Genomic DNA, 23,177 nt, shown 5'->3' on the forward strand with positions numbered 1-23,177 from the left:
CGGTTGACACAGAAAAAGCCGGCGCAGTGTAGGCCGGCCCCAGGAGACAAGCGCAGATGCAAGAGAGCTACGACTATGTGATCGTCGGCGCGGGCGCGGCCGGCTGCCTGCTGGCCAACCGCCTGAGCGCGGACGGCCGCTTGACGGTCTGCCTGCTGGAGGCCGGCCCGCCCGACCGCAACCCCTTCATCCACATCCCGGCCGGCTTCATCAAGGTCGGCTACGACCCGCGCTACACCTGGCCCTTCAAGACCGCGCCCACGCACTGGACGGCCGGGCGTGCGGTGACTGTGCAGGTCGGCCGCACGCTGGGCGGCTCCAGTGCCATCAACGGCTTCAACTACACGCGCGGCGTGCCGGCCGACTACGACGCCTGGGCCGCGGCCGGCAACCCGGGCTGGGACCATGCCGCGCTGCTGCCGCTGTTCAAGCGCACCGAGCGCCGCATCGGCGCCTTCGACCCGCAGTGGCGCGGCGGCGAGGGGCTGCTGCCCATCACCGACTGCGACTGGCGCCACCCGCTGTGCGATGCCTTCATCGATGGCGCGGCGGCCCTGCTGAACGCGCCGCGCCAGCACGACTACAACTGCGGTCAGCAGGGCGGCGCGGGCTACTACCAGCGCTGGATCCACAAAGGCTGGCGTGTGAGCGCGGCCAAGGCCTTCCTGCGGCCGGCGCGCGGGCGCTCCAACCTCACGGTGCGCACCCATGCGCATGCGCAGTCCATCGTCCTGGAGGGCAAGCGGGCTGTCGGCGTGCGCTGGCGCGCCGGGCCGGGCGCGCCCGAACACACGGTGCGCGCCACGCGCGAGGTGCTGCTGTGCGCGGGCGCGCTCAACAGCCCCAAGCTGCTGGAACTGTCGGGCGTGGGTGGGCCTGCGCTGCTGCAATCGCTGGGCATCGCGCTGCAGCACGCGCTGCCCGGCGTCGGCGAGGGCCTGCAGGACCACTTCATGGTGCGCTCCACCGTGCGCGTGCAGGGCGTGGACACCATCAACCGCACGGCGCGCGGCCTGCCGCTGCTGGGCCAGATCGCGCGCTGGGCGCTGGGCCGGCCCAGCGTGCTGGCCATCAGCCCCTCGGTCGCGTACGCCTTCGCGCGCTCGCGGCCCGAGGTGGCCATCGAAGACCTGCAGTTCCACTTCTCGCCCGGCAGCTACGCGTCCGGCATCGCCGGCCGGCTCGACAGCTTCCCGGGCATGACGCTGGGCGTGTACCAGCTGCGTCCTCACAGCCGCGGCTTCGTGCACGCGCGCTCCAGCGACCCGTTCGCGCCGCCCGAGATCCAGCCCAACTACCTCGACGATGCGCGTGATCGCGAGGTCCTGCTCGATGCGCTGCGCCTCGCGCGCCGGCTGCTGCACAGCCCGCAGCTCGCGCCCTACGTCCAGGCCGACGAGGCGCCGAAGGCCGACGCCACCAGCGACGAAGCCCTGCTCGAACACGCCCGCCAGCGCGGCGGCACGGCCTGGCACTTCATGGGCACCTGCCGCATGGGCCCGGCCAGCGACCCCGGCGCCGTGGTCGACGCGCAGCTGCGCGTGCACGGCCTGGCCGGCCTGCGCGTGGCCGATGCGTCCATCATGCCGTCCATGCCCTCGGGCAACACCGGCGCGCCGACCATGGCGATTGCCGAGAAGGCGGCCGAGCTGGTCCTGCAGGCCGCCTGATCCATCAGGGTTCACCCCCGCCGCCCGTCGCCGCTGTCCCGGCAAACTGTACCTACTTCCACGGATACAGTTCCCCTACAGTGGGGCTGCAGCACCGGGCCAACGACAAGAGCCGGGCCGCCCGTCCCAACGTCCATTCCCAAGGAGACAAACCCATGCCATCGGTCCACCGTTTCGCCAAGCTCGCCGTCGCCGGCGCCATCGCCGGGTCCCTGTGGGCCGGTGCCGCCGCCTACGCCCAGGACATCAAGATCGGCTACACGGCCGACCAATCCGCCAGCGGCGTGGCCGAACTGGGCATCGCGGGCCGCTGGGGCTTCGAAGCGGCCATCGAGGACATCAACAAGGCTGGCGGCATCATGGGCCGCAAGGTGGTGGGCGTGGTCCGCGACGACCAGGGCACGCCGCCCAAGGCCATCCAGAACATGACCGAGCTGATCGACGCCGAGAAGGTGCACGCCGTCGTCGGCCCGGCCAACTCGGGCAATGCGCTGGCCTGGCTGCACCTGCCGCAGCAAAAGAAGATCCCGGTCGTCGTGCCCATCGGCACCGCCACCGAGATCACGACGCGCTACGCCAAGGAGCCGCAGAACTATTTGTTCCGCGTGTCCATGGTCGACCGCGAGCAGGTGGCGCTGCTGGGCGCCTACGCCGTCAAGGCCTCCAAGGACAAGAAGATCGCCATCCTGGCCGACTCCACCGGCTACGGCCAGGGCGGCATCAAGGACGCCACCGACATCCTGGCGCTGCACGGCGTGACGCCCGTGGCGACCGAGAAGTACGGCCCCAAGGACACCGACATCACCTCGCAGCTGTCCAAGATCAAGGCCGCCGGCGCCGACACGGTGATCATCTACGGCATCGCCGACGGCACGGCCCAGGTGCTGCGCAGCATGGAGAAGATCAACTACATGCCGGTCACCCTGGGCACCTGGGGCAACCTGTCTTCGCTGCTGCCCAAGATGGCCGGCGAGAAGCTCTCGGAGCACCTGATCCTGGCCGCGTCCACCACCGAAGACACCAACGCCAAGACCAAGGCGCTGGGCGAGCGTGTGCGCAAGAACTTCCCGACGCTGACCACCTTCCCCTGCTCGGCGCAGGCCTATGACTCGGTGATGTTGATCGCCGCCGCGATGAAGCTGGCGAACAGCACCGACGGCGAGAAGGTCGCCGCCGCGCTGGAAAACGTGACCGGCGTGGAAGGCGTGATCAAGACCTACAACAAGCCTTTCACCAAGACCGCGCACGAAGGCCTGTCGGTGGCCGACTTCTACCTGGCCCGCTGGAAGAACGGCGCCCCGGTGCGCTATGAAGACCAGTTCACCAAGGCACTGACGCCGGCCGACCTGAAGAAGTAAGCCCTCCCGGCCGGCACCGCCCACGCCACGCGGCGTGGGCTTTCTCTCTCGCGTGGTTCTCGAAAGGCGGACATGAGCGCGTCACTTTTGCAGGCCGTCTTCAGCGGCCTGGCGCTGGGCAGCATCTATGCGCTGGTCGCGCTGGGTTTCAACATCACCCACAACACGACCAAGACCTTCAACTTCGGCCAGGGCGAGTTCCTGGTGGCGGGCGCCTACGTGGCCGTATCGGCCGTGCTGCTGCTGGCCGGCAAGCCGATCACGGGCGCGCTGTCGGAGATCGAGGTCACGCCGGGCCGCTACTTCGCGGCGCTCATCGTCTCCATCGTCGTGCTCGGCGCCCTGGGCGTGCTGCTGTACCACGCGGCCGTCAAGCCCTTCGTGGGCCGCGGCGGAATGGCCTGGGTCATGAGCACCATCGGCTTCGGCATCATCATCCAGAACACGGCCCTCGCGATCTGGGGCCCGGCGCCGCTGGTCATGCCCTCGCCGCTGGGCAACGCGGTGATCCGCATCGGCGGCGCCGGCGTGCTGCCGCAGGAGATCCTGGTGCTGGTAGCCAGCATCCTGGTCATGGTCTGCCTGGACTTCGTGATGCGCAAGACCAAGATCGGCAAGGCCGTGCGCGCCGTGGCACACAGCGGCCCGGCCGCCACGCTGATGGGCATCAACGTCTCGGCCATCGTGGTGCTGGCCTTCGTGATCAGCTCGGCGCTGGCCGGCCTGGCGGGGCTGCTGATCGCGCCGATCACCACGGCCTCCGTCTTCATGGGGCTCACGCTGGCGCTCAAGGCCTTCTCGGCCGCCATCGTGGGCGGGCTCAGCAACGCGCGCGGCTGCATGCTGGGCGGCTTTTTGCTGGGGCTGATCGAGGCCCTGGTCGGTCTGTGGCAGGCCGAGCTGCGCGAGATCAGCATCTTCATGCTGATCATACTGGTTCTGGTGCTCAAACCGGAAGGCCTGCTCGGCCGCCGTGTGGTGGAGAAGGTCTGATGGCGCAAGGCAAAGGACATGCCATCGGCGTGGCAATCGCCGTCGCCGCCGTGGCGCTGGCGCCGGTGCTGGTCACCAACGGCTTCTACCTCAAGGTGCTGTTCCTGATCGGCGTGAACTACCTGGCCGCCGCCGGGCTCAACGTGCTGGTGGGCCACACCGGCCAGAAATCGCTGGGCCATGCGGGGCTGTTCGCGGTGGGCGCCTACACCGCCGCGCTGCTGACCGCTCGCCTGGGCTGGAACCCCTGGCTGGCCTTCGTCGCGGCCGGCGCCATGGCCGCCCTGTTCGGCGTGCTGATCGCGCTGCCGGCGCTGCGCGTGCGCGGCCCGGCGCTGGCCATGGTCACCATCGGCTTCGGCATCGTGGTCGAAAAGGTGGTCTCGGAATGGCAGGACGTGTTCGGCGGCCAGGCCGGCATCTACGGCGTGGTGCCGCCCTCCATCGCCGGGAGCGCTCTCAACGACAGCCAATGGGTCTGGTTCGTCGGTGCGCTGGGCATCGTGGCGCACCTGAGCATCCGCGCACTGCTCAAGGGCAAGTACGGCCGCGCCTTCATGGCCGTCAACACGGCCGAGGTGGCGGCCGAGAGCGTGGGTGTGTCGGTCTACAAGTTCAAGGTGCTGGCCTTCGTGATCAGTGCCGTCACCTGCGGGCTGGCCGGCGCGCTGATCGCGCAGCAGAACCAGTACATCAATTCGGACTTCATCAACTTCAGCCTGTCGATCTTCTTCCTCTTGATCGTGCTGTTCGGTGGCAGCTCGGTCTACGGCCCGCTGGTGGGCGCCGTGGTGCTCACGCTGCTGGACGCCTTCCTCGCGCGCTGGCCCACGGCCCAGCACTTCACCTACGGCGCGCTGCTGCTGTTCGCGCTGTACGCCATGCCCGACGGGCTGTCGGGCGCGCTCGGCCGGCTGGCCAAGAAGCTGGTGCCGGCCCTGGCCCGCAAGCCGGTGCTGCCCGCGCCCACCACCGGCTGGAAGCTGCGCGCCACCGAACGGCTCGGCGCAGACAAGCCCCTGCTGCAGACGCGTGCCGTCTACAAGGCCTACGGCGGTGTCGTGCCCACGAACAACATCGACATGGAGATCCGCACCGGCCACATCCATTCGCTGATCGGGCCGAACGGCGCGGGCAAGACCACGCTGCTCAACATCCTCTCGGGCATCGTTCCGCCCGACCGCGGCAGCATCGACTTCGCGGGCCGGAGCATCGTGGACATGGTGCCCAACCGCATCTGTGCGATCGGCCTGGGCCGCACCTTCCAGAACCTCAAGCTGTTCAGCGACATGTCGGTGCTGGACAACGTGAAGGTGGGCCTGCACCGTCACATCCACGCCGGCTTCTGGTCCTGCCTGCTGGGCCTGCCCGCCGCACAGCGCGAAGAACGGGCCGCGCGCGACGAGGCGCTGCAGATCCTCGACTTCCTGGGCCTCCTGGACAAGGCCGACGAGGTGGCCGGCAGCCTGCCCTACGGCCTGCAGCGCCGGCTGGAGCTGGCCCGTGCCCTCGCAACGCACCCGCACCTGCTGCTGCTGGACGAGCCGGCCGCCGGCCTGAACCCGCAGGAGACGCAGGACCTGGTCGGCGTGATCGCCAAGATCCGCGACCTGGGCATCACCGTGCTGCTGATCGAACACCACATGGACCTGGTCATGGCCATCTCGGACCACGTGATCGTGCTGGACTACGGCGAGAAGATCGCCGAGGGCAAGCCTGCCGACGTGCAGAACAACCCGCGCGTGATCGCGGCCTACCTGGGCACCGACGAGCCCGACGAGGACGACCTGGAACTGGAGGCCGGCCATGTCTGAGCCGCTGCTGCAGATCGACGCGCTGCAGGTGCGCTACGGCGCCATCGAGGCCCTGAAAGGCATTTCGCTGCAGGTGCACGCCGGCGAGGTCGTGACCATCATCGGCGGCAACGGCGCCGGCAAGAGCACGCTCATGAAGGCGGTCTCCGGCCTGGAGCCGGCCTTCGCGGGCTGCATCCGCTTCGCCGGCCAGGACATCACGCGTGTGCCGGGCCACCGCCGCGTGGCGCTGGGCATCGCGCAGTCGCCCGAGGGCCGGCAGGTGTTCTCCGACCAGAGCGTGCGCGACAACCTCATGCTGGGTGCCTACCACCGCACGGCATCCAGGGCCGAGATCGAGGCCGACATCGAGGCACAGTTCGCGGCCTTCCCGCGGCTGCGCGAACGCCAGGACCAGATGGCGGGCACCATGTCGGGCGGCGAGCAGCAAATGCTGGCCATCGCGCGCGCGCTGATGGCCCGCCCCAAGCTGCTGCTGCTCGACGAGCCTTCGCTGGGCCTGGCGCCGCTGATCGTCAAGGAGATCTTCGGCATCATCCGCGGCCTCAAGACCCAGGGCGTGACCATCCTGCTCGTGGAGCAGATGGCCAACCAGGCCCTGGCCGTGGCCGAGCGCGGCTACGTGCTGGAGACCGGCCGCATCACGCTGCAAGGCGAAGGCCGGGCGCTGCGGCGCGACCCGCAGGTGCGGGCGGCCTACCTGGGCAAGCATTGACATGAAACCCCCACGCTCATCGCTTCGCGTATCGCTGCCCCCCGGGGGGGCGCACCAGCGCCTTCGGGCGGCCGGGCGGCACTGATGGACACCTTCGACTACGTCATCGTCGGCAGCGGCGCGGCCGGGGCCATCCTCGCCGCGAGGCTGGGCGAAGACCCGCTGCTGTCCATCTGCGTGCTGGAGGCCGGCCCGCGCGACTGGCATCCCTGGCTGCATGTGCCGGCCGGCTTCATCAAGGTGCTGTTCAACCCCGACTTCACCTGGCAGTTCAGCTCCGAGCCCACGGACTGGACGGGCGGGCGCCGCATCCCGCTGCCGCAGGGCCGCACGGCGGGCGGCTCCACCGCCATCAACGGGCTGGTCTACAACCGCGGCCAGCCGGAGGACTACGACGGCTGGGCCGCCCAGGGCAACCCGGGCTGGAGCCACACCGAGCTGCTGCCCTACTTCCAGCGCACGGAGCGTCGCATCGGCCCCGGCGACGATGTGCTGCGTGGCCGCCGCGGCCCCGTGGCCGTGACCGACATAGACTGGCAGCACCCGGTCTGCGAAGCCTTCCTCGAAGGCGCCGGCGAACTCGGCCTGCCGCGCAACCCCGACTACAACGGCGCCACGCAGGCCGGCGTGGGCTACTTCCAGCGCACCATCCACCACGGGCTGCGCCAGGGCACGGCGCCGACCTTCCTGACGCCCGCCTTGAAGCGCGGCAACGTCACGCTGCGCAGCCAGGCACAGGCCACCGGCATCGTGTTCGACGGCCTGCGCGCCACGGGCGTGCGGTACCGGCGTGGCGGCGCCAACGGCCGCACCGAGGTCGTGCGCGCACGGCGCGAGGTCATCGTCTGCGCCGGCGCCGTCAACACGCCCAAGCTGCTGCAGCTGTCGGGCATCGGCCCGGCCGAGTGGCTGCAACGCGCGGGCATCCCGGTGCGCCATGCGCTGCCGGGCGTGGGCCAGCACCTCAAGGACCACTTCTCGGTGCGCCTGGTCGCACGCGCGAAGAACGCCGTGACCATCAACGAACTCGCGCGGGCCCCCAGGCTGTGGCACCAGGTGGCGCGCTGGCTGGCCGGCCAGCCCAGCATCCTCGCGCTGAGCCCCTCGCTGGCGCATTTCTTCTGGCAGTCGCGGCCCGGCCTGGCGCGGCCCGATCTGCAAGGCGTGTTCGCGCCGGCCAGCTACCGCGCGGGCTACGTGGGCATGCTGGACGACTACCCCGGCATGACCTGCGGCGTCTGGCAGCACCGGCCGCAGAGCAGCGGCTGGGTGCGGCTGGCCAGCGCCGACCCCTTCGCCGCCCCCGTGGTGCAGCCCAACTACCTGGCCCACGCCGAAGACCGCCGCGTGCTGCTGGACGGCGTGCGGCTGGCGCGCAAGCTCTTGCAGACGCGCGCGCTCGCACCGTACGTGGCGGCCGAGACCCTGCCCGGGCCAGACGTGCAGGCCGAGGACGAACTGCTGGACTACGTGCGGCGCTACGGTGTCTCGTCCTACCACCTCAACGGCACGGCGCGCATGGGCCCGGCCAGCGACGCCATGGCCGTGGTCGATGCCCAGCTGCGCGTGCACGGCCTGCAGGGCCTGCGCGTGGCCGACGCCTCCGTCATGCCCGGGATCCCCTCGGCCAACACCTGCGCTGCCGCCATGATGATCGGCGAGAAGGCGGCCGACCTCGTGCGCGCCCACCCCCTGCAACCATGATCGACATCGTCCAGCACCCCACGCTGCACCAGGCCCTGGCCGCCGCAGCACAGGCCTATGGCGCCACCAGCCTGCTCGCCATTCCCGCGAACCCGCAACGCGGCTACCTGCCCGAAGGTCTGGAGCTGAGCTTCGCGCAGATGCACGCCGAAGTGGTCGCGCTGGCCGCGCGCTATGCAGCGGCCGGCTACGGCCATGGCCACCGCGTCGCGCTGTTCCTGGAAAACCGGCCCGAGCACCTGCTGCACAAGCTGGCGCTGAACAGCCTCGGGACCTGCTGCGTGCCCGTGAACCCCGACTACCGTCCGCGCGAGCTGGCCTACCTCGTCGACCATGCGCGCGTGGACCTCGTGGTGCTGCTGGACAGCCGCGTGGACGCACTGCGCGCGGCGCTGGCCGAGTCCGCGCACCGCCCGGCCTTCGCCACGCTGACCGGCTTCGCCAGCACCCTGCCGCCGGCCCAGCGCAACCCGCTGCCCGGCAGCGTGCACGGAGACACGCCGGCCAGCATCCTCTACACCTCGGGCACGACGGGGCGGCCCAAGGGCTGCATCCTGTCGCACCGCTACGAGCTGGCGTCCGGCCATGCCTACGCCACGCGCGGCGGCCTCGCGACCTTCGGCGAAGGCACGGACCGCATCTACAACCCGCTGCCGCTGTTCCACGTCAACGCCTCGGTGGTCTCGTTCCCGGGTGCGCTGCTCACGGGCAACTGCCAGGTGCAGACCGACCGTTTCCAGCCCACGCGCTGGTGGACCGAGGTGCGCGAGAGCCGCGCCACCGTCGTGCACTACCTGGGCGTCGTCGTGCAGATGCTCTGGGCCCAGCCGCCCGGCCCCCAGGACCGCGACCATGCCGTCCGCTTCGGCTACGGCGCGGGTGTCGAACCTCAGCTGCACGCCGCCTTCGAAGAGCGCTTCGGTTTCCCGCTGATCGAGCTCTGGGGCATGACCGAGATGGTGCGCATCCTGACCGACAACCATGCGCCGCGCCAGGTCGGCACGCGCGCCTTCGGCCGTGCGCAGCACGACATCGAGGTGCGCGTGGTCGACGACGCCGACCGCGACGTGGCCGGCGAGACGCCCGGCGAGATGGTGATCCGCCACAGCGCAGCGACGCCGCGGCAGGACTTCTTCTCCGGCTACCTGGACGATCCGCAGGCCACCGAAGCCGCCTGGCGCGGCGGCTGGTTCCACACCGGCGACATCGTGTGGCGCGACGCCACCGGCATGCTGCACTTCGTGGACCGGCGCAAGAACATCGTGCGCCGTTCGGGCGAGAACATCGCCGCGGCCGAGGTCGAGGCCATGCTGCTGACCCACCCCGCTGTCGCGCAGGTGGCCGTGATGGCCCTGCCCGACGAAGTGCGAGAGGAAGAGGTGATGGCCTGCGTGGTGCTCAAGCCCGGCGAAGAGCGCAGCGAAGCCACGGCACGCGCGCTGTTCGAGCACTGCCACACCCATCTGGCCTACTACAAGGCGCCGGGCTGGGTCTGGTTCGCCGACGCGATCCCGACCACGGCCACGCAGAAGATCCAGAAGCACAGCCTGTTCGCGCCCGGCACCGACCCGCGCACGCTGCCGGGCATGCTGGACCTGCGGGCGCTCAAGAAGCGGCGCTGAGCGGGCGCGCGCCCCGGCGCAGGACCGCCCGCAAGGCGGGCGCGAAGCGCGGATCGAGCACTGCCCCCACATTGAAGCGCGACCAGGGCGACACGGCCTCGGGGTCGACGCTGAAGATGCGGCCCGGGGCCATCATCACCTGGCGTTCGAGCATCGCCTGCGCCAGCGCCAACGCATCGGGCGCGCCGGGCAGCCGCGCCCACAGGAACAGCGAGGCCGGCGTCTGCGCGAACAGCTCGGCGCCCAAGCCCTGCAGCAGTTCCTGCGCGCGCAGCGTGGCCTCGGTGACACGCCGGCGCAGGTGGGCCAGATGGGCCTGGTACTGGCGTTCGCCCAGCAGCGTCTCCACCGTGCGCTCGCAGTACTCCGAGCTGCTCACGTGCACCAGCGCCTTGAGGTCCGCCAGGTCGCTGGCCAGGTCGGCGCTGCAGGCGATGAAGCCCACGCGCAGCGCGGCCGACAGCGACTTGGAGAAGCTGCCCACATAGAGCGTGCGTTCCAGCCCATCCAGCGCCGCGAGCCGCGTGGACTGCGGTGGCTTGAAATCGGCCAGCGGGTCGTTCTCCACGATGAGCAGGTTGTGCTGGCGCGCCAGCGCGAGCACGCGCTGCGCGACCGCGGGCGCCAGGTCCGAGCCCGTGGGGTTGTGCGCCAGCGATTGCGTGAAGAACACGCGCGGCCGGTGGCGCAGCAGCAGTTGCTCCAGCGCCTGCGGATCGGGACCATCGGGCGTGCGCGGCACGCCCACCGTGCGCGCACCGGCCAGGTGCAGCTTGCCGAACAGCGGGTAGTAGCCCGGATCGTCCGCCAGCACCACGGCACCGGGCGGCACGAAGTAGCGCACGATGATGTCCATGGCCTCGTTGGCGCCGTGCGTGAGCACGGTCTGCCGCGTGCCGGCGGCGATGCCGAAGTCCGCCAGCCGGCGCACCAGGCGCTGGCGCAGCGGCTCGTAGCCGAAGCGGTTGCCGTAACGGAACAAGGTGCCCAGGCCGCCGCGCGCCACCTTGTGGTGGTGCCGGTCCAGCCGCGCGCCGGCCAGCCATTCGATGGGCGGGAAGCCATCGCCCACGTTGAGCTGGCCAGGTTCCTCGCGCAGCTGGTTGCGCATGAGCCAGACGATGCCCATGGCCCGCCCCAGCGAGCCTGCGTCGTCCTCGGCCGCCGCGGCCGAGGCGCGCGTCGGCACCTTGACGAAGAAGCCCGCGCCGCGGCGCGGCTCGACCAGGCCGCGCGCGACCAGCAGCTCGAAGGCGGCCACCACGGTGTTCTTGCCCAGCCCGCGCTGGCCGGCCAATGCGCGCAGCGAGGGCAGCTTGTCGCCGGCACGGAAGGCGCCTTCCAGGATCTGGCGCTCCAGCGCGTCGGCCAGCTGGACGAAGATGGATTCGGTGGGTGGCATGGGGCTCAGCTGTTCCGCCGAACTGTACCTGTGCGTGCGGGTACAGCCGACCCAGAATGCCGCGACACCAACACCACCGGAGACGACACCATGGGCAGCGATTCGCGCCTTCCGAACTTCCGCGCGCTGAGCCCGGCGCAGCGGCTGGACCACATCGCCCAGGCCGCGGGCCTCGGTGCAGAGGAGCGTGCGCTGCTGGAGCAGCCCGGCGCGCTGCGGCTGGAGCTGGCCGACGGCATGATCGAGAACGTGATCGGCCGCTTCGAGCTGCCGCTGGCCGTGGCCGGCAACTTCCAGGTCAACGGCCGCGACGTGCTGGTGCCCATGGTGGTGGAGGAGCCCTCGGTGGTCGCCGCGGCCTCGTTCATGGCCAAGCTGGCGCGCGAGGGCGGCGGCTTCGAGACCTCGAGCAGCCTGCCGCTGATGCGTGCGCAGGTGCAGGTGCTGGGCATCAGCGACCCGCAGGGCGCGCGCCAGGCCCTGCTGCGCCGCCGCGACGAGATCCTGGCCACGGCCAATGCGCGCGACGCCGTGCTGGTCAAGCTGGGCGGCGGTTGCCGCGACATCGAGATCCAGGTCTTCCCCGACACGCCGCGCGGCCCCATGCTGGTGCTGCACCTGATCGTGGACGTGCGCGATGCCATGGGCGCCAACACCGTCAACACCATGGCCGAGGCGGTGGCGCCGCAGGTCGAGCAGATCACGGGCGGGCGCGTGCGGCTGCGCATCCTGTCCAACCTGGCGGACCTGCGGCTGGCGCGCGCGCGCGTGGTGCTGACGCCCGCGACGCTGACCACACCCGAGCGCCGCGGCGAGGACATCATCGAAGGTATCCTGGACGCCTACGTGTTCGCCGCCTTCGACCCCTACCGTGCGGCCACGCACAACAAGGGCATCATGAACGGCATCGACCCCGTGGTGGTGGTCACCGGCAACGACTGGCGCGCGGTGGAGGCCGGCGCCCATGCCTACGCGGCCCGCGGCGGCCGCTACACCTCGCTGACCTGCTGGGAGAAGGATGCGGCCGGCCGCCTGGTCGGCAGCATCGAGATGCCGATGCCGCTGGGCCTGGTCGGCGGCGCCACCAAGACGCACCCGCTGGCGCGGCTCGCGCTCAAGATCATGGGCGTGCAATCGGCCCAGGAGCTGGCCGAGATCACCGTGGCCGTGGGCCTGGCGCAAAACCTGGGCGCGCTGCGCGCACTGGCCACCGAAGGCATCCAGCGCGGCCACATGGCGCTGCATGCGCGCAACATCGCGCTGGTGGCCGGCGCGACGCGCGCGCAGGTCGACACCATTGCCGCGCGCATGGTGGCCGAGGGCGACGTGCGCGTGGACCGCGCCGCGGCGCTGCTCCAGGAGCTGGGCGGCGACGCCTGACTCAAGACTGCGCCGCGCGCGCCGATAAGCCGGGGACCATGCGCTTTCTGTCGTCGATCCCCCTGCTCCTGGCCTGCAGCTGCGCCGCGGCGGCCGAATGGACCGAACTGCCGCTGCCCGCCAGCAGCGGCATGTCGGTCTACCAGGAGCCCGGCACCGAGCGCTCGCGCCACAACCAGTTCGTCGGCAGCTTCCTGGCCAATCCGCGCCAGTCCTGGTTCCTGGTCGACTACGCCGTGCCGCACCGCTGGGGGGTCCACACGGTGCGCTCGTTCAAGCAGTGGCTGGAGTTCGACTGCCAGGACTTTCGCGTGCGCGTGATGGCCCGGCTCTACTACGAAGGCCCCATGGGCCAAGGGCGGGTGCTCGTCAGCGAGCGCGCATCGCCGAACTTCGTGTCCATCGTGCCCGGCGATCCCGAAGAGGCCATGCACCACGCGGCCTGCGCCTACCTCAAGAAGGACCAGCAGGTGGCGGCGGTGCCGGCCGAGCCGGCGGTCACGCCGCCGCCGGCACAGCCCCAGCCCGTCCACACGCCGCTGGAGCCCGCGCGCTGAAGCTCAGGGCGCGCCCAGGGCCGTCAACACGGCCACGCTCATGGCCTGCACGCCAGTCTTGATGGAAGGCTCGGGCACGGGCGCGAAGAACGGCGAGTGGTTGAACGGCAGCGGCTTGCCACCCGGCTTCATGGCGGCCGCCACGTCCTCGGGCGCCGACACGCCGACGAAGAACATCATGCCGGGCACGCCTGCGTTCAGGAACTCCGAGAAGTCCTCGCTGGCCGTGATCGGCGGCACCTGCGCGATCTGCGCGCCGGGCAGCGCGGCCTTGAGCGCGGCCGTGGTGCGCTCGACCACCTTGGCGTCGTTGACGATGGCCGCACCGCCGGGCACCAGCTCCACCTGCGGCTCGGGCGCGCCGCCCATGGCCGCGGCCGCCAGCGCCGTGCGGCGGATGCCGGCCAGCAGCTTCTCGCGCACCTGCGGCTGGTAGGAGCGGATGGTGCCGCGCAGCACCACGGTGTCGGGAATGATGTTGCCCACCGTGCCGCCCTGGATGGCGCCGATGGTCACCACGCCGAACTCGGCCGGGTCCTTCTCGCGGCTGACCACGGTCTGCACGTCGGTGATGAAGCGCGCCGCGATGGTGATCGGGTCGATGGTCTTGTCGGGCGCTGAACCGTGGCCGCCGCGGCCCTTGAAGGTGATCTCCAGCGCGTCGGAATTGGAACTGGTCGGCCCGGCGCGGTAGCCGACGAAGCCGTAGGGCGAGGGCGAGCTGTGCAGCGCGAACGCGAAATCGGGCTTGGGAAAGCGCGTGAACAGGCCGTCGGCCAGCATGGCCTTGGCGCCCGAGACAGTCTCCTCGGCCGGCTGGGCGACGAACATCAGCGTGCCCTTCCACTGGCTCTTGAGCGCCACCAGCGTGCGCGCCGCGCCGACCCAGCTGGCCATGTGCAGGTCGTGCGCGCAGCTGTGCGCGACGAAGGTCTCGCGGCCCGCGTACTGGGCCTTCACCTTGCTCGCGTAGGGCAGGCCGGTCTTCTCCTCCATGGGCAGCGCGTCGAGTTCGGTGCGCACCAGCACCGTGGGGCCGGCACCGTTGCGCAGCAGCGCCACCACGCCGGTGCCGCCGATCTTCTCGGACACCTCGAAGCCCAGCTTGCGCATCTCCTCGGCCATCTTCGCGGCCGTGCGCACCTCCAGGAAGGCCAGTTCGGGGTTGGCGTGCAGGTCCTTGTAGAGCGCTTCGAGCGCGCCGTACATGCCGTTGACGAGCGGCGCGACCTGCTGCTGCGTCTGCGCCGTGGCGCAGGTGGCGGCCAGGCCCAGCAGGCCGGCCAGCACGGTCAGGCGGAGGGAGGGTCGGGACATCTTGTTGTTCCTTCTTCGGTTGTCAAACACGTTCGAGCACGACGGCGATGCCCTGGCCCACGCCGATGCACATGGTGCACAGCGCGTAGCGGCCACCGCTCCTGTGCAGCTGGTTCACGGCCGTGGTGGCCAGGCGCGCGCCGCTGGCGCCCAGCGGATGGCCCAGCGCGATGGCCCCGCCGTTGGGGTTCACGCGCGGGTCGTCGTCGGCGATGCCGAGTGCACGCAGCACCGCCAGGCCCTGGGCCGCAAAGGCCTCGTTGAGTTCGATCACGTCCAGCTGCGCGAGGGTGATGCCAGTCAGTGCCAGCACCTTCTGCGTGGCCGGTGCCGGGCCGATGCCCATCACGCGCGGCGCCACACCGGCCGTGGCCATGCCGACCACGCGGGCCCTGGGCGTGAGGCCATGGACGGCCGCGCTCTTCTCGTCGGCCAGCAGCAGTGCGCAGGCGCCATCGTTGACGCCACTGGCGTTGCCGGCCGTCACGCTGCCATCCGGCCGCACCACGCCCTTGAGCTTGGCCAGCGCCTCCAGGCTGGTCTCGCGCGGGTGCTCGTCTTTGGTCACGGCGATGGCATCGCCCTTCCTCTGCGGGATCAGCACGGGCGTGAGTTCGGCATCGAAGAAGCCGGACTTCTGCGCCGCCACGGCCTTCTGCTGGCTGGCCAGCGCCATGCGGTCCTGCGCCTCGCGGCCGATCTTGTGCTCCACGGCCACGTTCTCGGCGGTCTCGGGCATGGAGTCCACGCCGTAGAGTTCCTTCATGCGCTGGTTGACGAAGCGCCAGCCGATGGTGGTGTCGTGGACCGCATTGGCGCGGCTGAACGCGCTCTCGGCCTTCGGCATCACGAAGGGCGCGCGGCTCATGCTTTCCACACCACCGGCCAGCATCAGGCCGGCCTCGCCCGCACGAATCGCGCGGGCCGCGCTGCCCACGGCGTCCAGGCCGGAGCCGCAGAGCCGGTTGATGGTGGCGCCAGGCACCTCGATGGGCAGGCCCGCCAGCAGTGCCGACATGCGCGCCACGTTGCGGTTGTCCTCGCCAGCCTGGTTGGCGCAGCCGTACAGCACGTCGGCCAGCGCCTGCCAGTCGACCTTCGGGTTGCGCACCATGAGCGCCTTGATCGGCACCGCGCCGAGGTCGTCGGCGCGCACGCCGGCCAGGGCACCGCCGTAGCGGCCGAAGGGGGTGCGGATGGCATCGCAGATGAAGGCCTGGCGGCTCACGGTGGTCTCCTCGGCAAAGGGGGGGTTGCGGGTCATTCTAGGCACGCCCCTCCTGCGGGAAGACCCGCATGCTAGGCTCGCCCGCATGTTCAATCCCTCGCAAGCGGACGTGCGCCGCTTCTTCTGCGGCGCGCACGCCAAGGCGCTCGCCGGCCAGCCCATGGAGGCCATCGAAACCCTGGCCAGCCAGTGGATCGCCGAGCACCCCGAATACCACGCCGACCTGCTTGACGCCGACGCCGCGGTGGCCCGCGTCTACGACGGCGCCGATGGGCAGCAGAACCCGTTCCTGCACCTCTCCATGCACCTGTCGATCAGCGAGCAATGCTCGATCGACCAGCCACGCGGCATCCGCCAGGCCGTGGAGCTGCTCGAGCGCCGACGCCAGTCGCTGCACGACGCCCACCACGAGGTCATGGAATGCCTGGGCCGCATGATGTGGGAGAGCCAGCGCGCCGGCCGGCCGCCCGATGGCCAGGCCTACATCGACTGCGTGCAGCGCCGCGCCACGCAGGACTGACCAGGCGCATCCGCTGCCAGGCGTCCGTCGCGGCCAGCGGTAGCCCGCCGCACCGACTGCGCAGTCAGCGCGCCGGGCGCGCCTGCCGCCCTCGACCTGGCGCCGCCGTGGCAGGCGCCATCTGGCTGCGCAGGAAGCCGATCATGAGGGAGGCAGCCGTCTGCGCATCGTCGGGCCGCCCGACGGCGCGCTGCAGCACGAGTCCGTGCGTCATCGCGGCCAGTGCATCGATCAGATCCGCAGCCGGCAGGAGCAGTTCGACCTGGAACCTGCGAACGACATCCGTGAGCAGCGCGGCCAGCGTGGCGCGGTGGGCACTCCAGATGCTTGCATAGCTGTCGCGCACGGCCTGGCTCCGCGTCGCGAGGAGTTGGAATTCCAGAGAGAGAACGACGACAGAGGGGTCTTCGTGCATGGCGGCATACAGCTCATCCAGCCGCCGCATCACGTCATCCAGCGATGTCGCCTGCCGGAAGATCTCCGACAGCGCCGCGAGTTCGTCGTGCATGTGCAGCTGCATCAGCTCGATGAGGATTTCTTCCTTGGAGGAGAAGTTCGAGTAGACGGCGCCCTTGGTGTAGCCCGCGCGCTCGGCGATGAGGTCCAGCGAGGCGGCGCCCAGACCGACCTCGACCATCACGCCGCGCGCGGCCGCCAACAGGCTTTCGCGCGTGCGGACCCGGCTCTCGGCCCTTGTCAGGCGCGGCTTGCGAGATTGGGCAACTGGCTTCATGGCTTCTTCATAGACATCAAGTGGGCATTGTCCGCGCCGCACCGCCCTAGGGGCCCCAGGTGCGGACTTCGGCAAGCGCGCGCTTGACAAAATACCAATTGGAATTACGATACCAGTCAGTATTTTAAATCAGATTCTTCTCTTGCACCATCCCTGGTAAGCATCCGCTGCTCATCAACACCATGACCATCGCCTTCGTGACCGGCTCGACCGGTCTGCTTGGAAACAACCTCGTACGCCTGCTGCTTGCCAAGGGCTGGCACGTCAAGGCCCTGGCGCGCAGCGCAACGAAGTTCCAGGCGCAATTCGCCGACCTGCCCGCGCTGGCCATCGAGCCGATCGTGGGCGATCTGCTGGACCCGGCCACGTTTTCCCGCCACCTGCGCGGCGTGGACGTCGTGTTCCACGCAGCGGCCTATTTCCGCGAGAGCTACCAGGGCGGCGCCCATGAAGAGGCATTGATGCGCGTGAACGTGGATGGCACGCGGCAACTGCTGCTCGCCGCAGCGGCAGCCGGCGTCACGCGCGTGGTGCACACGAGTTCGATCGCCACCTTGCGCAATGCCACCGGCGTCACGCTGCAGGAGGACGACCTCGCCGCCCCTGAAGACGCGGTGGATGCCTACTACCGCAGCAAGATCCTCTGCGACCAGGTGGTCGCGCAGTTCGCGCACGAGCATCCGTCCATGCGCGTCGCCACCGTGATCCCGGGCTGGATGCATGGTCCCGGCGATGAAGGCCCGACCTCGGCGGGCCAGTTCATCCGCGACTTTCTGTCGCGCAAGCTGCCGGGTGTTGTCGACGCGTCCTTCTCGGTGGTCGACGCGCGGGACGTCGCCCAGGTGATGCTGGCCGCTGCGCTGCAGGGCCAGGCCGGGCGTCGGTACCTGGCGGCCGGCCGCGCCATGCACATGCGCAACCTGATGGCCGCGATGGCGCAGGTCACTGGCATTCCAGCACCGATGCGCCGCCTCCCGCGCGCCTTGCTCACCGCCATCGCACTGGTCCAGGAGGCCTACGCACGCCTGACCGGCCGGCCGGTGCTGTTGAGCCTGGCCACGGTGAACAACATCGGGCGCGACCGCTCCAGGCGCTTCTCCGACCAGCGGATCCGGGAGGAGCTGGGCATCCAGTTCCGCCCGCTCGAAGACACCCTGCGGGATGCGGTGGCGTGGCACCGGTCCCGCCTGTCCCCGCGCACGGCATCCTGACCATTCCAACATCCACCAACGAGACAGACCATGACGCGCCTTCAGCCCTTGAGAACATTCCTCGCCTGCGCGAGACAGCTTGCGGCACTCGCGGGTGTCGTGGCGACGGCATCCGCACTGCTTGCGCCAGCCGCGCACGCACAGACCGCGCCTGCCATGGCCACGTTCTGCAAAGCCGGCTTCGCCGCGTACCCCGACGGCATCCAGGGCCTGCCACCGATCTTCAAATACAACCTGTGCTGGTGGCTCGAAGATGCAGGCATCGCGCCCGCGGCGTTCGACCAGGTCGTCGCAGCAGCGCCCCGTCCGGCCAGCCACCAGGAACTCGTGTCGCGCTTTCGGGCGCATGCAGACGCGCATGCCCAGGCGGCACGGCGGTTGGACACAGGCGGTCTTGTTCCCGGCTCGCAAGCCGCCCTTGCGGCAGCCGGCGAGTGGCGCAAGGCCGCGTTCTACGGGAAGCTCACCCGCCGGCCCCAGCAGGCGCCCACGGACGACCTGCGCGCCTCGGAGCGCGCCCTGCAGTTGACCGGAACCGCACCCGAGCGCATCGAGGCCACGCTCGATGGCAAGCGCTTTGTCGGCTACTTCCAGCCCGCGGCATCGCAAGGCGTCCGGGCGCCGTTGGTCATCGTGTTCGGCGGACTGGACAACTTCAAGACCGAGATGGCGCGGCACGTCGCCGCCATGCGCGCCAGGGGCTTCGCCACCCTGGTGCTGGAGAACCCGGACACGGGCGAGAACACGCTCTCCTTCCGCCCTGAAGCCTGGCGCATGCTGGATGCTGCCCGGGATGCACTGAAAGGCCGTCCCGATGTCGACCTCGCGCGCGTGGGGGTGTACGGCTGGAGCATGGGGGGCTATCTGGCCACGCTCGGCGGCCTGCAGGCAGACTGGATTGCCGCGGTGGTGAACGTGGCGGGCCCGGTGGAGTCCAGCTTCGCGAGCAGCCATTGCTTGCGCATCCCGTCATCGGTCGGCGCTGCCTATGCTTTGTTCGCCGGCCTGGCGCCAACGGCACCGCGCGACGCCATGTGTGCGCACTACGCCCGCTACGCGCTGTCGCAAGCCATGCGCATCGGGCCGGCAGCGCAGCGCAAGCCCGTGCTGATGCTCAACGGCCTGCTCGAAGACCTGACCGCCACGGACGAGTCCGCGAGCCTGCGCGCACTGGGCCTGTCGGTGACGGAGCTCAGCTATGCGAACGACGGCCACACCGCGGAGGGCAACATGCGGGACCATCTGCGCATGGCCGCCGATTGGCTTTGGTCGAGGGTGGCGAGTGCGCCCGATCACCCCACATCGGACTGAGCCCGCGCCCGCCATGGCCGCAGCAAAGGGCGAACCTTGCCCGCGCCGGGCGCATCGGTCCGCAGCCCCAGCGCACCTCGGAGAGCACGCCACCCGGCCCCATGCGCCGCTCAATCCCGGTGATCGGCATTCCCGGTCCGCCAGTACCCTTTGGCGCTGAGCCGATGTCGCTCGATGCCATGTTCCTGGAAATACAGCTTCAGCTCGCGCACCGCCGATGCTTCTCCGGCCAGCCAGATATAGCCCGGCCCTGGCGGCAGCGGGTGGTGCAACAGCTGTTGACACAAGCTTCGGCCAGGCTCGCCAGGGTCGGCACGGAGCCACGTCGTTCGCCAATCCGCGGCGGTGGAAATCGGCTGTTGCTCCGCCGCGCCATCCACTTCGACATATGCCTCCACCGGCATGGCAGCATCCAACGCCGCGGCGATCGACTGGATGGCCGGCAAGGCGGTGGCGTCGCCCCCCAGCAGCAACCAGCGCGTATCCGCCGGCGGCGCGAATCCTCCGTTGCGCGGGCCGGCAATACTCACCTGATCGCCCACCCGTGCCTGCGCTGCCCACATTGACGCCGGGCCGTCGCCGCTCTCGCCATGCAGCACCAGATCGATGCGCACCGTCCCAGCTGCACGGTCGACGGTGCGCAAGGTGTAGGCCCGGCCTTCACCGGAGGGCACGAAAAGCTTGACCCAGGCCCCCGGTGCATCGACGCCCTCGCCCTGGACGAAAGCGGCGACCTCCGCGCCACCGAGCGTGATCCGCCGCATGTGCGGCGTCACGGTTTGCACGTCCAGCACCGTACCCAGCGCACGCTGCCGCACTTGAACTGCCAGCCGCTCAAGCATGGTGCACCCCACTCGCCGGCCGGAGCCGAAGCTGCAGCGCCACGCCGAACGACAGCGCCACCGCCGCCGCGCCGACCAGATACACCGCGCCAACGCCCGCGCTGCCCGCGATCAGGCCAGCCACCGGCCCGGTGATGCCCAGCGAGATGTCCAGGAAGGCCACGTAGGCACCCATGGCGACACCGCGCGCCTGCGGCGGCGCACGCCGAACCGCCTCCACGCCAAACGCCGGGAATGCCAGTGAGTACCCGAACCCGGTCAGCGCCGCCCCCACCGCCGCGAGGGAAACGGCGTTCGCACCCCAGATCAGCAACTGGCCCAACACCGCGATGGGGATGCAGATCAGGGCGACCCGCGCACCGCCCAGCTGGTCGGGCAGATGGCCAAAGGCAAGGCGCGCGGCGATGAAGGCCAGGCCAAAGGCGGTGAAGACCACCGACGCCGTGCCCCAGCCCCGGTCGGCGAACAGCAGCGCCGCAAAGGTGGTGATCACGCCGAAGCCCACGCTGGACAGGGCCAGCCCCAAGCCCGGCACCCACACCGACCCGAGCACCTTGTAGAACGGCGTGCGCCGGTGCGCCGCCGCAGCCGTGCCGCGCAGGCCCAGCACGATGGCCAGCGCCAGCAGCGGAACCAACGCCGTTGCCAGCGAGATCCCGGTGAAACCCCAGCGTGCGTTGACGGCCACCCCGGCTGGCGCACCCGCCGCATAGGCGCCGTACATGGCGATGCCGACCCAGGCCATGACCTTGCCCGCGTTCTGTGGGCCGGCCATGCCCACGCCCCAGCCCAGTGCGCCGGTGACGATCAGGCTTTCGGCGCAACCGAGCAGCAGACGGCCGGCCAGCAGCGTCCAGACCGCCGCCTGGGCATCGGCGAACCCAAGGGAGACCAGATAGGCGATACCGGATGCCGTCGCCAGCAGCAGCCCCGAGACGACCGCGCGCTTGGCACCGCGCGCATCAGCCAGGTTGCCCGCCCAGGCGCGTGACAGCAGCGCCGCCGCGAACTGGCCGCCCACGACGACGCCGACGCCCAATGCACCCAGCCCCAGATGCTGGCTCAAGTGCAGCGGCAGCACAGGCAACGGCAGCCCGATGGTGAGGAAGCCGATGAACACGGCGACGGTCAATGGCAGCAGGCGGAGAAAGACGTTCACCGGCGGTGCGGCTGCCCCGGCGTATGGCGCCGTGGATGGTTGAGGCGAATGTGAAGAAGACATGCGACCTTCCCTTTCAATGCGAGTAAAAACTCAATTCATATGTCCAGGAGAATATGAGCCATGGCTCGCATTGAAAACTCGCGTTCGCCGGCCGGCGCAGGATCACTGCCCTTGCCTCGCAAAGTGCCGCGCCAGGCCCGCTCCCAGGCCATGGTGGAAGCGATTCTGGAGGCGACGGCTCGCGTTCTGGCCGAGCGCGGATATGCCGGCACGAACACCAACGTGGTGGCGGAGCGCGCCGGCGTGAGCGTGGGGTCGGTCTACCAGTACTTCCCGAACAAGGATTCGCTGGTCACGGCGCTGCACGAGCGCCACGGTGCGCAGATGTACGCCGCCATCGCGGCAGTGCTGGCCGCCGCGCGTCCGGACGGGCTGCATGGCCACGTGCAGGCCATGGTGCGCGCGCTGCTGGCAGCGCACCGCGTCGCGCCGGAGCTGCACCGCGTGCTGGAGAAGGAGTTCCCGTTCTTCGACGCCCCGCGCGAGCAGAGCGCGGCAGACGGTGGCATCTTCCGGCAGGTGCGCCAGCTCCTCGAAACGCACCGCACCGAGCTCGCGCTGGACGATCTGGACCTGGCCACCTGGATGGTGCTGCAGACCATGGAGTCGCTGGTCCATGCGGCGGTGATCGAGCCGCCCGCGATGTTCCGACCCGAGGCGGTGGAGGTCGCGATCGGCCAGGTTCTGATGCGCTACCTGACCGGCCGCGGATAGTGCCGGCGTTTGCGGATGCGCTCAACTTGCAGGAGGACTTGCACCCCCAGGGGTGCGCCCGTGCCGGGCGCACCAACAAAAAAGCCCGCGCGCGGCGGGCTGGCTGCAGCAGGCCGCGGCCTTGCCTGCGCGCTTACTTCTGCGAAGTGCGGAAGCGCGACTCTGGCACGATCTGCAGGCCACCTTCCAGACCGGCCAGGTAGTTCGAGATGGCCTTGAGTTCGGCATTGGAGAACTGCTTGGCCAACGGCGCCATCACGCCATTGGAACGGCCGACCAGGCCCGTGCTGGCACCGGTCTTGTAAGCCTTCAGCGCGACGAACAGGTAGTCGGCATGCTGGCCCGCGATCTTGGGGTAGCTGCCGTCGATGGGCTTGGCGAAGTTGGCGCCATGGCAGGAGACGCAGGCCCCCTTTTGCAGCAGCGCCGCGACCTGGGCACTGGGCTCCTTGGCCTGCTCGGGCGGCGTGGGCGCGTCCTCGACATGGGTGCTGTAGAAGGCCGCGAGGTCGGCGATGTCCTGATCCGTCAGCGACTCGGCGATACCCCGCATGGACGGGTGGCGCCGGTCGCCGGTCTTGTAGGCGTTCAGCGCGGCCGCGATGTAGGGCGCGCCCTGGCCCGAGATCTTGGGCACCTTGTAGACCTCGGGAAACGCGGTCTGGTAGCCGACGATGCCGTGGCAGCCGATGCACATGTCGGCTTTGCCCAAGCCGGCTTTGGGGTCTCCTTTGATTTGCTGGGCCATCGCAGGAAGGCCCAAAGCCGTCACCGATGCGACAGCCAATGCAAACACCGTGGTCTTCAATTTATTCATTTTGCGCGCACAATCTCTATTGAAATCAGGCCGGAAGCAGCGTTTGA

20 protein-coding genes are annotated in these 23,177 nt (G+C 70.0%); 13 read left to right on the top strand and 7 right to left on the bottom strand.

From position 1 onward, the window contains the following. Window positions 1-56: 56 nt before the first annotated feature. The 7 genes from ASF45_RS25375 to ASF45_RS25405 all read left to right on the top strand — a co-directional run bounded on the left by ASF45_RS25375 (window position 57) and on the right by ASF45_RS25405 (window position 9,876). A complete protein-coding gene (locus ASF45_RS25375; protein WP_056669858.1) occupies window positions 57-1,670 on the top strand; it encodes a GMC family oxidoreductase in 1,614 nt (537 codons plus the stop codon). A gap of 155 nt (window positions 1,671-1,825) precedes the next feature. Then, a complete protein-coding gene (locus ASF45_RS25380) occupies window positions 1,826-3,028 on the top strand; it encodes an ABC transporter substrate-binding protein (RefSeq protein WP_056669861.1) in 1,203 nt (400 codons plus the stop codon). Window positions 3,029-3,100: 72 nt separating this feature from the next. After that, window positions 3,101-4,021 carry a branched-chain amino acid ABC transporter permease gene (locus tag ASF45_RS25385; protein WP_056669865.1) on the top strand — a complete coding sequence of 307 codons (921 nt, stop codon included), beginning with the start codon at window positions 3,101-3,103 and terminating at the stop codon, window positions 4,019-4,021. Then, a complete protein-coding gene (locus ASF45_RS25390) occupies window positions 4,021-5,835 on the top strand; it encodes an ATP-binding cassette domain-containing protein (protein WP_056669868.1) in 1,815 nt (604 codons plus the stop codon). Before ASF45_RS25385 ends, ASF45_RS25390 begins: the two co-directional genes overlap by 1 nt. Beyond that, the gene (locus tag ASF45_RS25395) at window positions 5,828-6,550 is read left to right on the top strand and encodes an ABC transporter ATP-binding protein (RefSeq protein ID WP_056669871.1); all 723 of its coding nucleotides are present in this window, start codon (window positions 5,828-5,830) and stop codon (window positions 6,548-6,550) included. Before ASF45_RS25390 ends, ASF45_RS25395 begins: the two co-directional genes overlap by 8 nt. Window positions 6,551-6,634: 84 nt before the next feature. Further along, window positions 6,635-8,254, top strand: a complete 1,620-nt coding sequence (locus ASF45_RS25400; protein ID WP_200932206.1) for a GMC family oxidoreductase — start codon at window positions 6,635-6,637, stop codon at window positions 8,252-8,254. Continuing rightward, window positions 8,251-9,876, top strand: a complete 1,626-nt coding sequence (locus ASF45_RS25405; protein WP_056669877.1) for an AMP-binding protein — start codon at window positions 8,251-8,253, stop codon at window positions 9,874-9,876. Before ASF45_RS25400 ends, ASF45_RS25405 begins: the two co-directional genes overlap by 4 nt. Here ASF45_RS25405 and ASF45_RS25410 read toward each other — a convergent pair. Next, the gene (locus tag ASF45_RS25410; protein WP_056669879.1) at window positions 9,860-11,278 is read right to left on the bottom strand and encodes a PLP-dependent aminotransferase family protein; all 1,419 of its coding nucleotides are present in this window, start codon (window positions 11,276-11,278) and stop codon (window positions 9,860-9,862) included. The two genes, ASF45_RS25405 and ASF45_RS25410, sit on opposite strands and share 17 nt — an antisense overlap. Before the next feature lie 90 nt (window positions 11,279-11,368). Between ASF45_RS25410 and ASF45_RS25415 the strand changes: the two genes are divergently transcribed. Together ASF45_RS25415 and ASF45_RS25420 are read left to right on the top strand one after the other, a co-directional pair. Then, window positions 11,369-12,658 carry a hydroxymethylglutaryl-CoA reductase, degradative gene (locus tag ASF45_RS25415; RefSeq protein ID WP_056669882.1) on the top strand — a complete coding sequence of 430 codons (1,290 nt, stop codon included), beginning with the start codon at window positions 11,369-11,371 and terminating at the stop codon, window positions 12,656-12,658. Window positions 12,659-12,696: 38 nt separating this feature from the next. Continuing rightward, window positions 12,697-13,215 carry a surface-adhesin E family protein gene (locus ASF45_RS25420; RefSeq protein WP_056669885.1) on the top strand — a complete coding sequence of 173 codons (519 nt, stop codon included), beginning with the start codon at window positions 12,697-12,699 and terminating at the stop codon, window positions 13,213-13,215. A 3-nt stretch (window positions 13,216-13,218) separates the two neighbouring features. On the opposite strand, the gene ASF45_RS25425 is transcribed toward ASF45_RS25420, so the two are convergent. Together ASF45_RS25425 and pcaF are read right to left on the bottom strand one after the other, a co-directional pair. Continuing rightward, the gene (locus tag ASF45_RS25425; RefSeq protein WP_056669888.1) at window positions 13,219-14,532 is read right to left on the bottom strand and encodes an amidohydrolase; all 1,314 of its coding nucleotides are present in this window, start codon (window positions 14,530-14,532) and stop codon (window positions 13,219-13,221) included. 22 nt (window positions 14,533-14,554) lie between these two features. Next, entirely contained in the window at window positions 14,555-15,760 is a 1,206-nt protein-coding gene (gene pcaF / locus ASF45_RS25430; protein WP_056670055.1) for a 3-oxoadipyl-CoA thiolase, read from the bottom strand. 85 nt (window positions 15,761-15,845) lie between these two features. Between pcaF and ASF45_RS25435 the strand changes: the two genes are divergently transcribed. Next, window positions 15,846-16,280 carry a DUF1841 family protein gene (locus tag ASF45_RS25435; protein WP_056669891.1) on the top strand — a complete coding sequence of 145 codons (435 nt, stop codon included), beginning with the start codon at window positions 15,846-15,848 and terminating at the stop codon, window positions 16,278-16,280. A 64-nt stretch (window positions 16,281-16,344) separates the two neighbouring features. On the opposite strand, the gene ASF45_RS25440 is transcribed toward ASF45_RS25435, so the two are convergent. Next, complete coding sequence (locus ASF45_RS25440; protein WP_082551259.1) at window positions 16,345-17,013, bottom strand: TetR/AcrR family transcriptional regulator; 669 nt, start codon at window positions 17,011-17,013, stop codon at window positions 16,345-16,347. A gap of 182 nt (window positions 17,014-17,195) precedes the next feature. On the opposite strand from ASF45_RS25440, the gene ASF45_RS25445 reads away from it, so the two are divergent. Both ASF45_RS25445 and ASF45_RS25450 read left to right on the top strand, forming a co-directional pair. Then, window positions 17,196-18,224: an NAD-dependent epimerase/dehydratase family protein gene (locus ASF45_RS25445; RefSeq protein ID WP_056669898.1), complete on the top strand. Its 1,029-nt coding sequence runs from the start codon at window positions 17,196-17,198 to the stop codon at window positions 18,222-18,224. Between the two features lie 30 nt (window positions 18,225-18,254). After that, window positions 18,255-19,535: a S9 family peptidase gene (locus tag ASF45_RS25450; protein WP_063887779.1), complete on the top strand. Its 1,281-nt coding sequence runs from the start codon at window positions 18,255-18,257 to the stop codon at window positions 19,533-19,535. A gap of 110 nt (window positions 19,536-19,645) precedes the next feature. On the opposite strand, the gene ASF45_RS25455 is transcribed toward ASF45_RS25450, so the two are convergent. Further along, window positions 19,646-20,377 (bottom strand): siderophore-interacting protein, encoded by a 732-nt coding sequence (locus tag ASF45_RS25455; RefSeq protein ID WP_056669903.1) that lies wholly within the window; start codon window positions 20,375-20,377, stop codon window positions 19,646-19,648. Further along, window positions 20,370-21,599: an arabinose transporter gene (locus ASF45_RS25460; RefSeq protein ID WP_056669906.1), complete on the bottom strand. Its 1,230-nt coding sequence runs from the start codon at window positions 21,597-21,599 to the stop codon at window positions 20,370-20,372. The genes ASF45_RS25455 and ASF45_RS25460 overlap by 8 nt, the downstream gene beginning before the upstream one ends. Before the next feature lie 60 nt (window positions 21,600-21,659). Between ASF45_RS25460 and ASF45_RS25465 the strand changes: the two genes are divergently transcribed. Continuing rightward, complete coding sequence (locus ASF45_RS25465; RefSeq protein WP_056669909.1) at window positions 21,660-22,313, top strand: TetR/AcrR family transcriptional regulator; 654 nt, start codon at window positions 21,660-21,662, stop codon at window positions 22,311-22,313. 133 nt (window positions 22,314-22,446) lie between these two features. Here ASF45_RS25465 and ASF45_RS25470 read toward each other — a convergent pair whose 3' ends face one another. After that, a complete protein-coding gene (locus ASF45_RS25470; protein WP_056669912.1) occupies window positions 22,447-23,130 on the bottom strand; it encodes a cytochrome c in 684 nt (227 codons plus the stop codon). Between the last annotated feature and the right edge of the window lie 47 nt (window positions 23,131-23,177).

The organism is Pseudorhodoferax sp. Leaf265 (assembly GCF_001422365.1).
In the GTDB taxonomy this organism is placed as follows: domain Bacteria; phylum Pseudomonadota; class Gammaproteobacteria; order Burkholderiales; family Burkholderiaceae_C; genus Pseudorhodoferax.

What these genes read in the sequence shown, in the direction of transcription:
- ASF45_RS25375 (WP_056669858.1), top strand. Translation starts at nt 57, where the DNA reads ATGCAAGAGAGCTACGACTATGTGATCGTCGGCGCGGGCGCGGCCGGC.
- ASF45_RS25380 (WP_056669861.1), top strand. Translation starts at nt 1,826, where the DNA reads ATGCCATCGGTCCACCGTTTCGCCAAGCTCGCCGTCGCCGGCGCCATC.
- ASF45_RS25385 (WP_056669865.1), top strand. Translation starts at nt 3,101, where the DNA reads ATGAGCGCGTCACTTTTGCAGGCCGTCTTCAGCGGCCTGGCGCTGGGC.
- ASF45_RS25390 (WP_056669868.1), top strand. Translation starts at nt 4,021, where the DNA reads ATGGCGCAAGGCAAAGGACATGCCATCGGCGTGGCAATCGCCGTCGCC.
- ASF45_RS25395 (WP_056669871.1), top strand. Translation starts at nt 5,828, where the DNA reads ATGTCTGAGCCGCTGCTGCAGATCGACGCGCTGCAGGTGCGCTACGGC.
- ASF45_RS25400 (WP_200932206.1), top strand. Translation starts at nt 6,635, where the DNA reads ATGGACACCTTCGACTACGTCATCGTCGGCAGCGGCGCGGCCGGGGCC.
- ASF45_RS25405 (WP_056669877.1), top strand. Translation starts at nt 8,251, where the DNA reads ATGATCGACATCGTCCAGCACCCCACGCTGCACCAGGCCCTGGCCGCC.
- ASF45_RS25410 (WP_056669879.1), bottom strand. Translation starts at nt 11,278, where the DNA reads ATGCCACCCACCGAATCCATCTTCGTCCAGCTGGCCGACGCGCTGGAG.
- ASF45_RS25415 (WP_056669882.1), top strand. Translation starts at nt 11,369, where the DNA reads ATGGGCAGCGATTCGCGCCTTCCGAACTTCCGCGCGCTGAGCCCGGCG.
- ASF45_RS25420 (WP_056669885.1), top strand. Translation starts at nt 12,697, where the DNA reads ATGCGCTTTCTGTCGTCGATCCCCCTGCTCCTGGCCTGCAGCTGCGCC.
- ASF45_RS25425 (WP_056669888.1), bottom strand. Translation starts at nt 14,532, where the DNA reads ATGTCCCGACCCTCCCTCCGCCTGACCGTGCTGGCCGGCCTGCTGGGC.
- ASF45_RS25435 (WP_056669891.1), top strand. Translation starts at nt 15,846, where the DNA reads ATGTTCAATCCCTCGCAAGCGGACGTGCGCCGCTTCTTCTGCGGCGCG.
- ASF45_RS25440 (WP_082551259.1), bottom strand. Translation starts at nt 17,013, where the DNA reads ATGAAGCCAGTTGCCCAATCTCGCAAGCCGCGCCTGACAAGGGCCGAG.
- ASF45_RS25445 (WP_056669898.1), top strand. Translation starts at nt 17,196, where the DNA reads ATGACCATCGCCTTCGTGACCGGCTCGACCGGTCTGCTTGGAAACAAC.
- ASF45_RS25450 (WP_063887779.1), top strand. Translation starts at nt 18,255, where the DNA reads ATGACGCGCCTTCAGCCCTTGAGAACATTCCTCGCCTGCGCGAGACAG.
- ASF45_RS25455 (WP_056669903.1), bottom strand. Translation starts at nt 20,377, where the DNA reads ATGCTTGAGCGGCTGGCAGTTCAAGTGCGGCAGCGTGCGCTGGGTACG.
- ASF45_RS25460 (WP_056669906.1), bottom strand. Translation starts at nt 21,599, where the DNA reads ATGTCTTCTTCACATTCGCCTCAACCATCCACGGCGCCATACGCCGGG.
- ASF45_RS25465 (WP_056669909.1), top strand. Translation starts at nt 21,660, where the DNA reads ATGGCTCGCATTGAAAACTCGCGTTCGCCGGCCGGCGCAGGATCACTG.
- ASF45_RS25470 (WP_056669912.1), bottom strand. Translation starts at nt 23,130, where the DNA reads ATGAATAAATTGAAGACCACGGTGTTTGCATTGGCTGTCGCATCGGTG.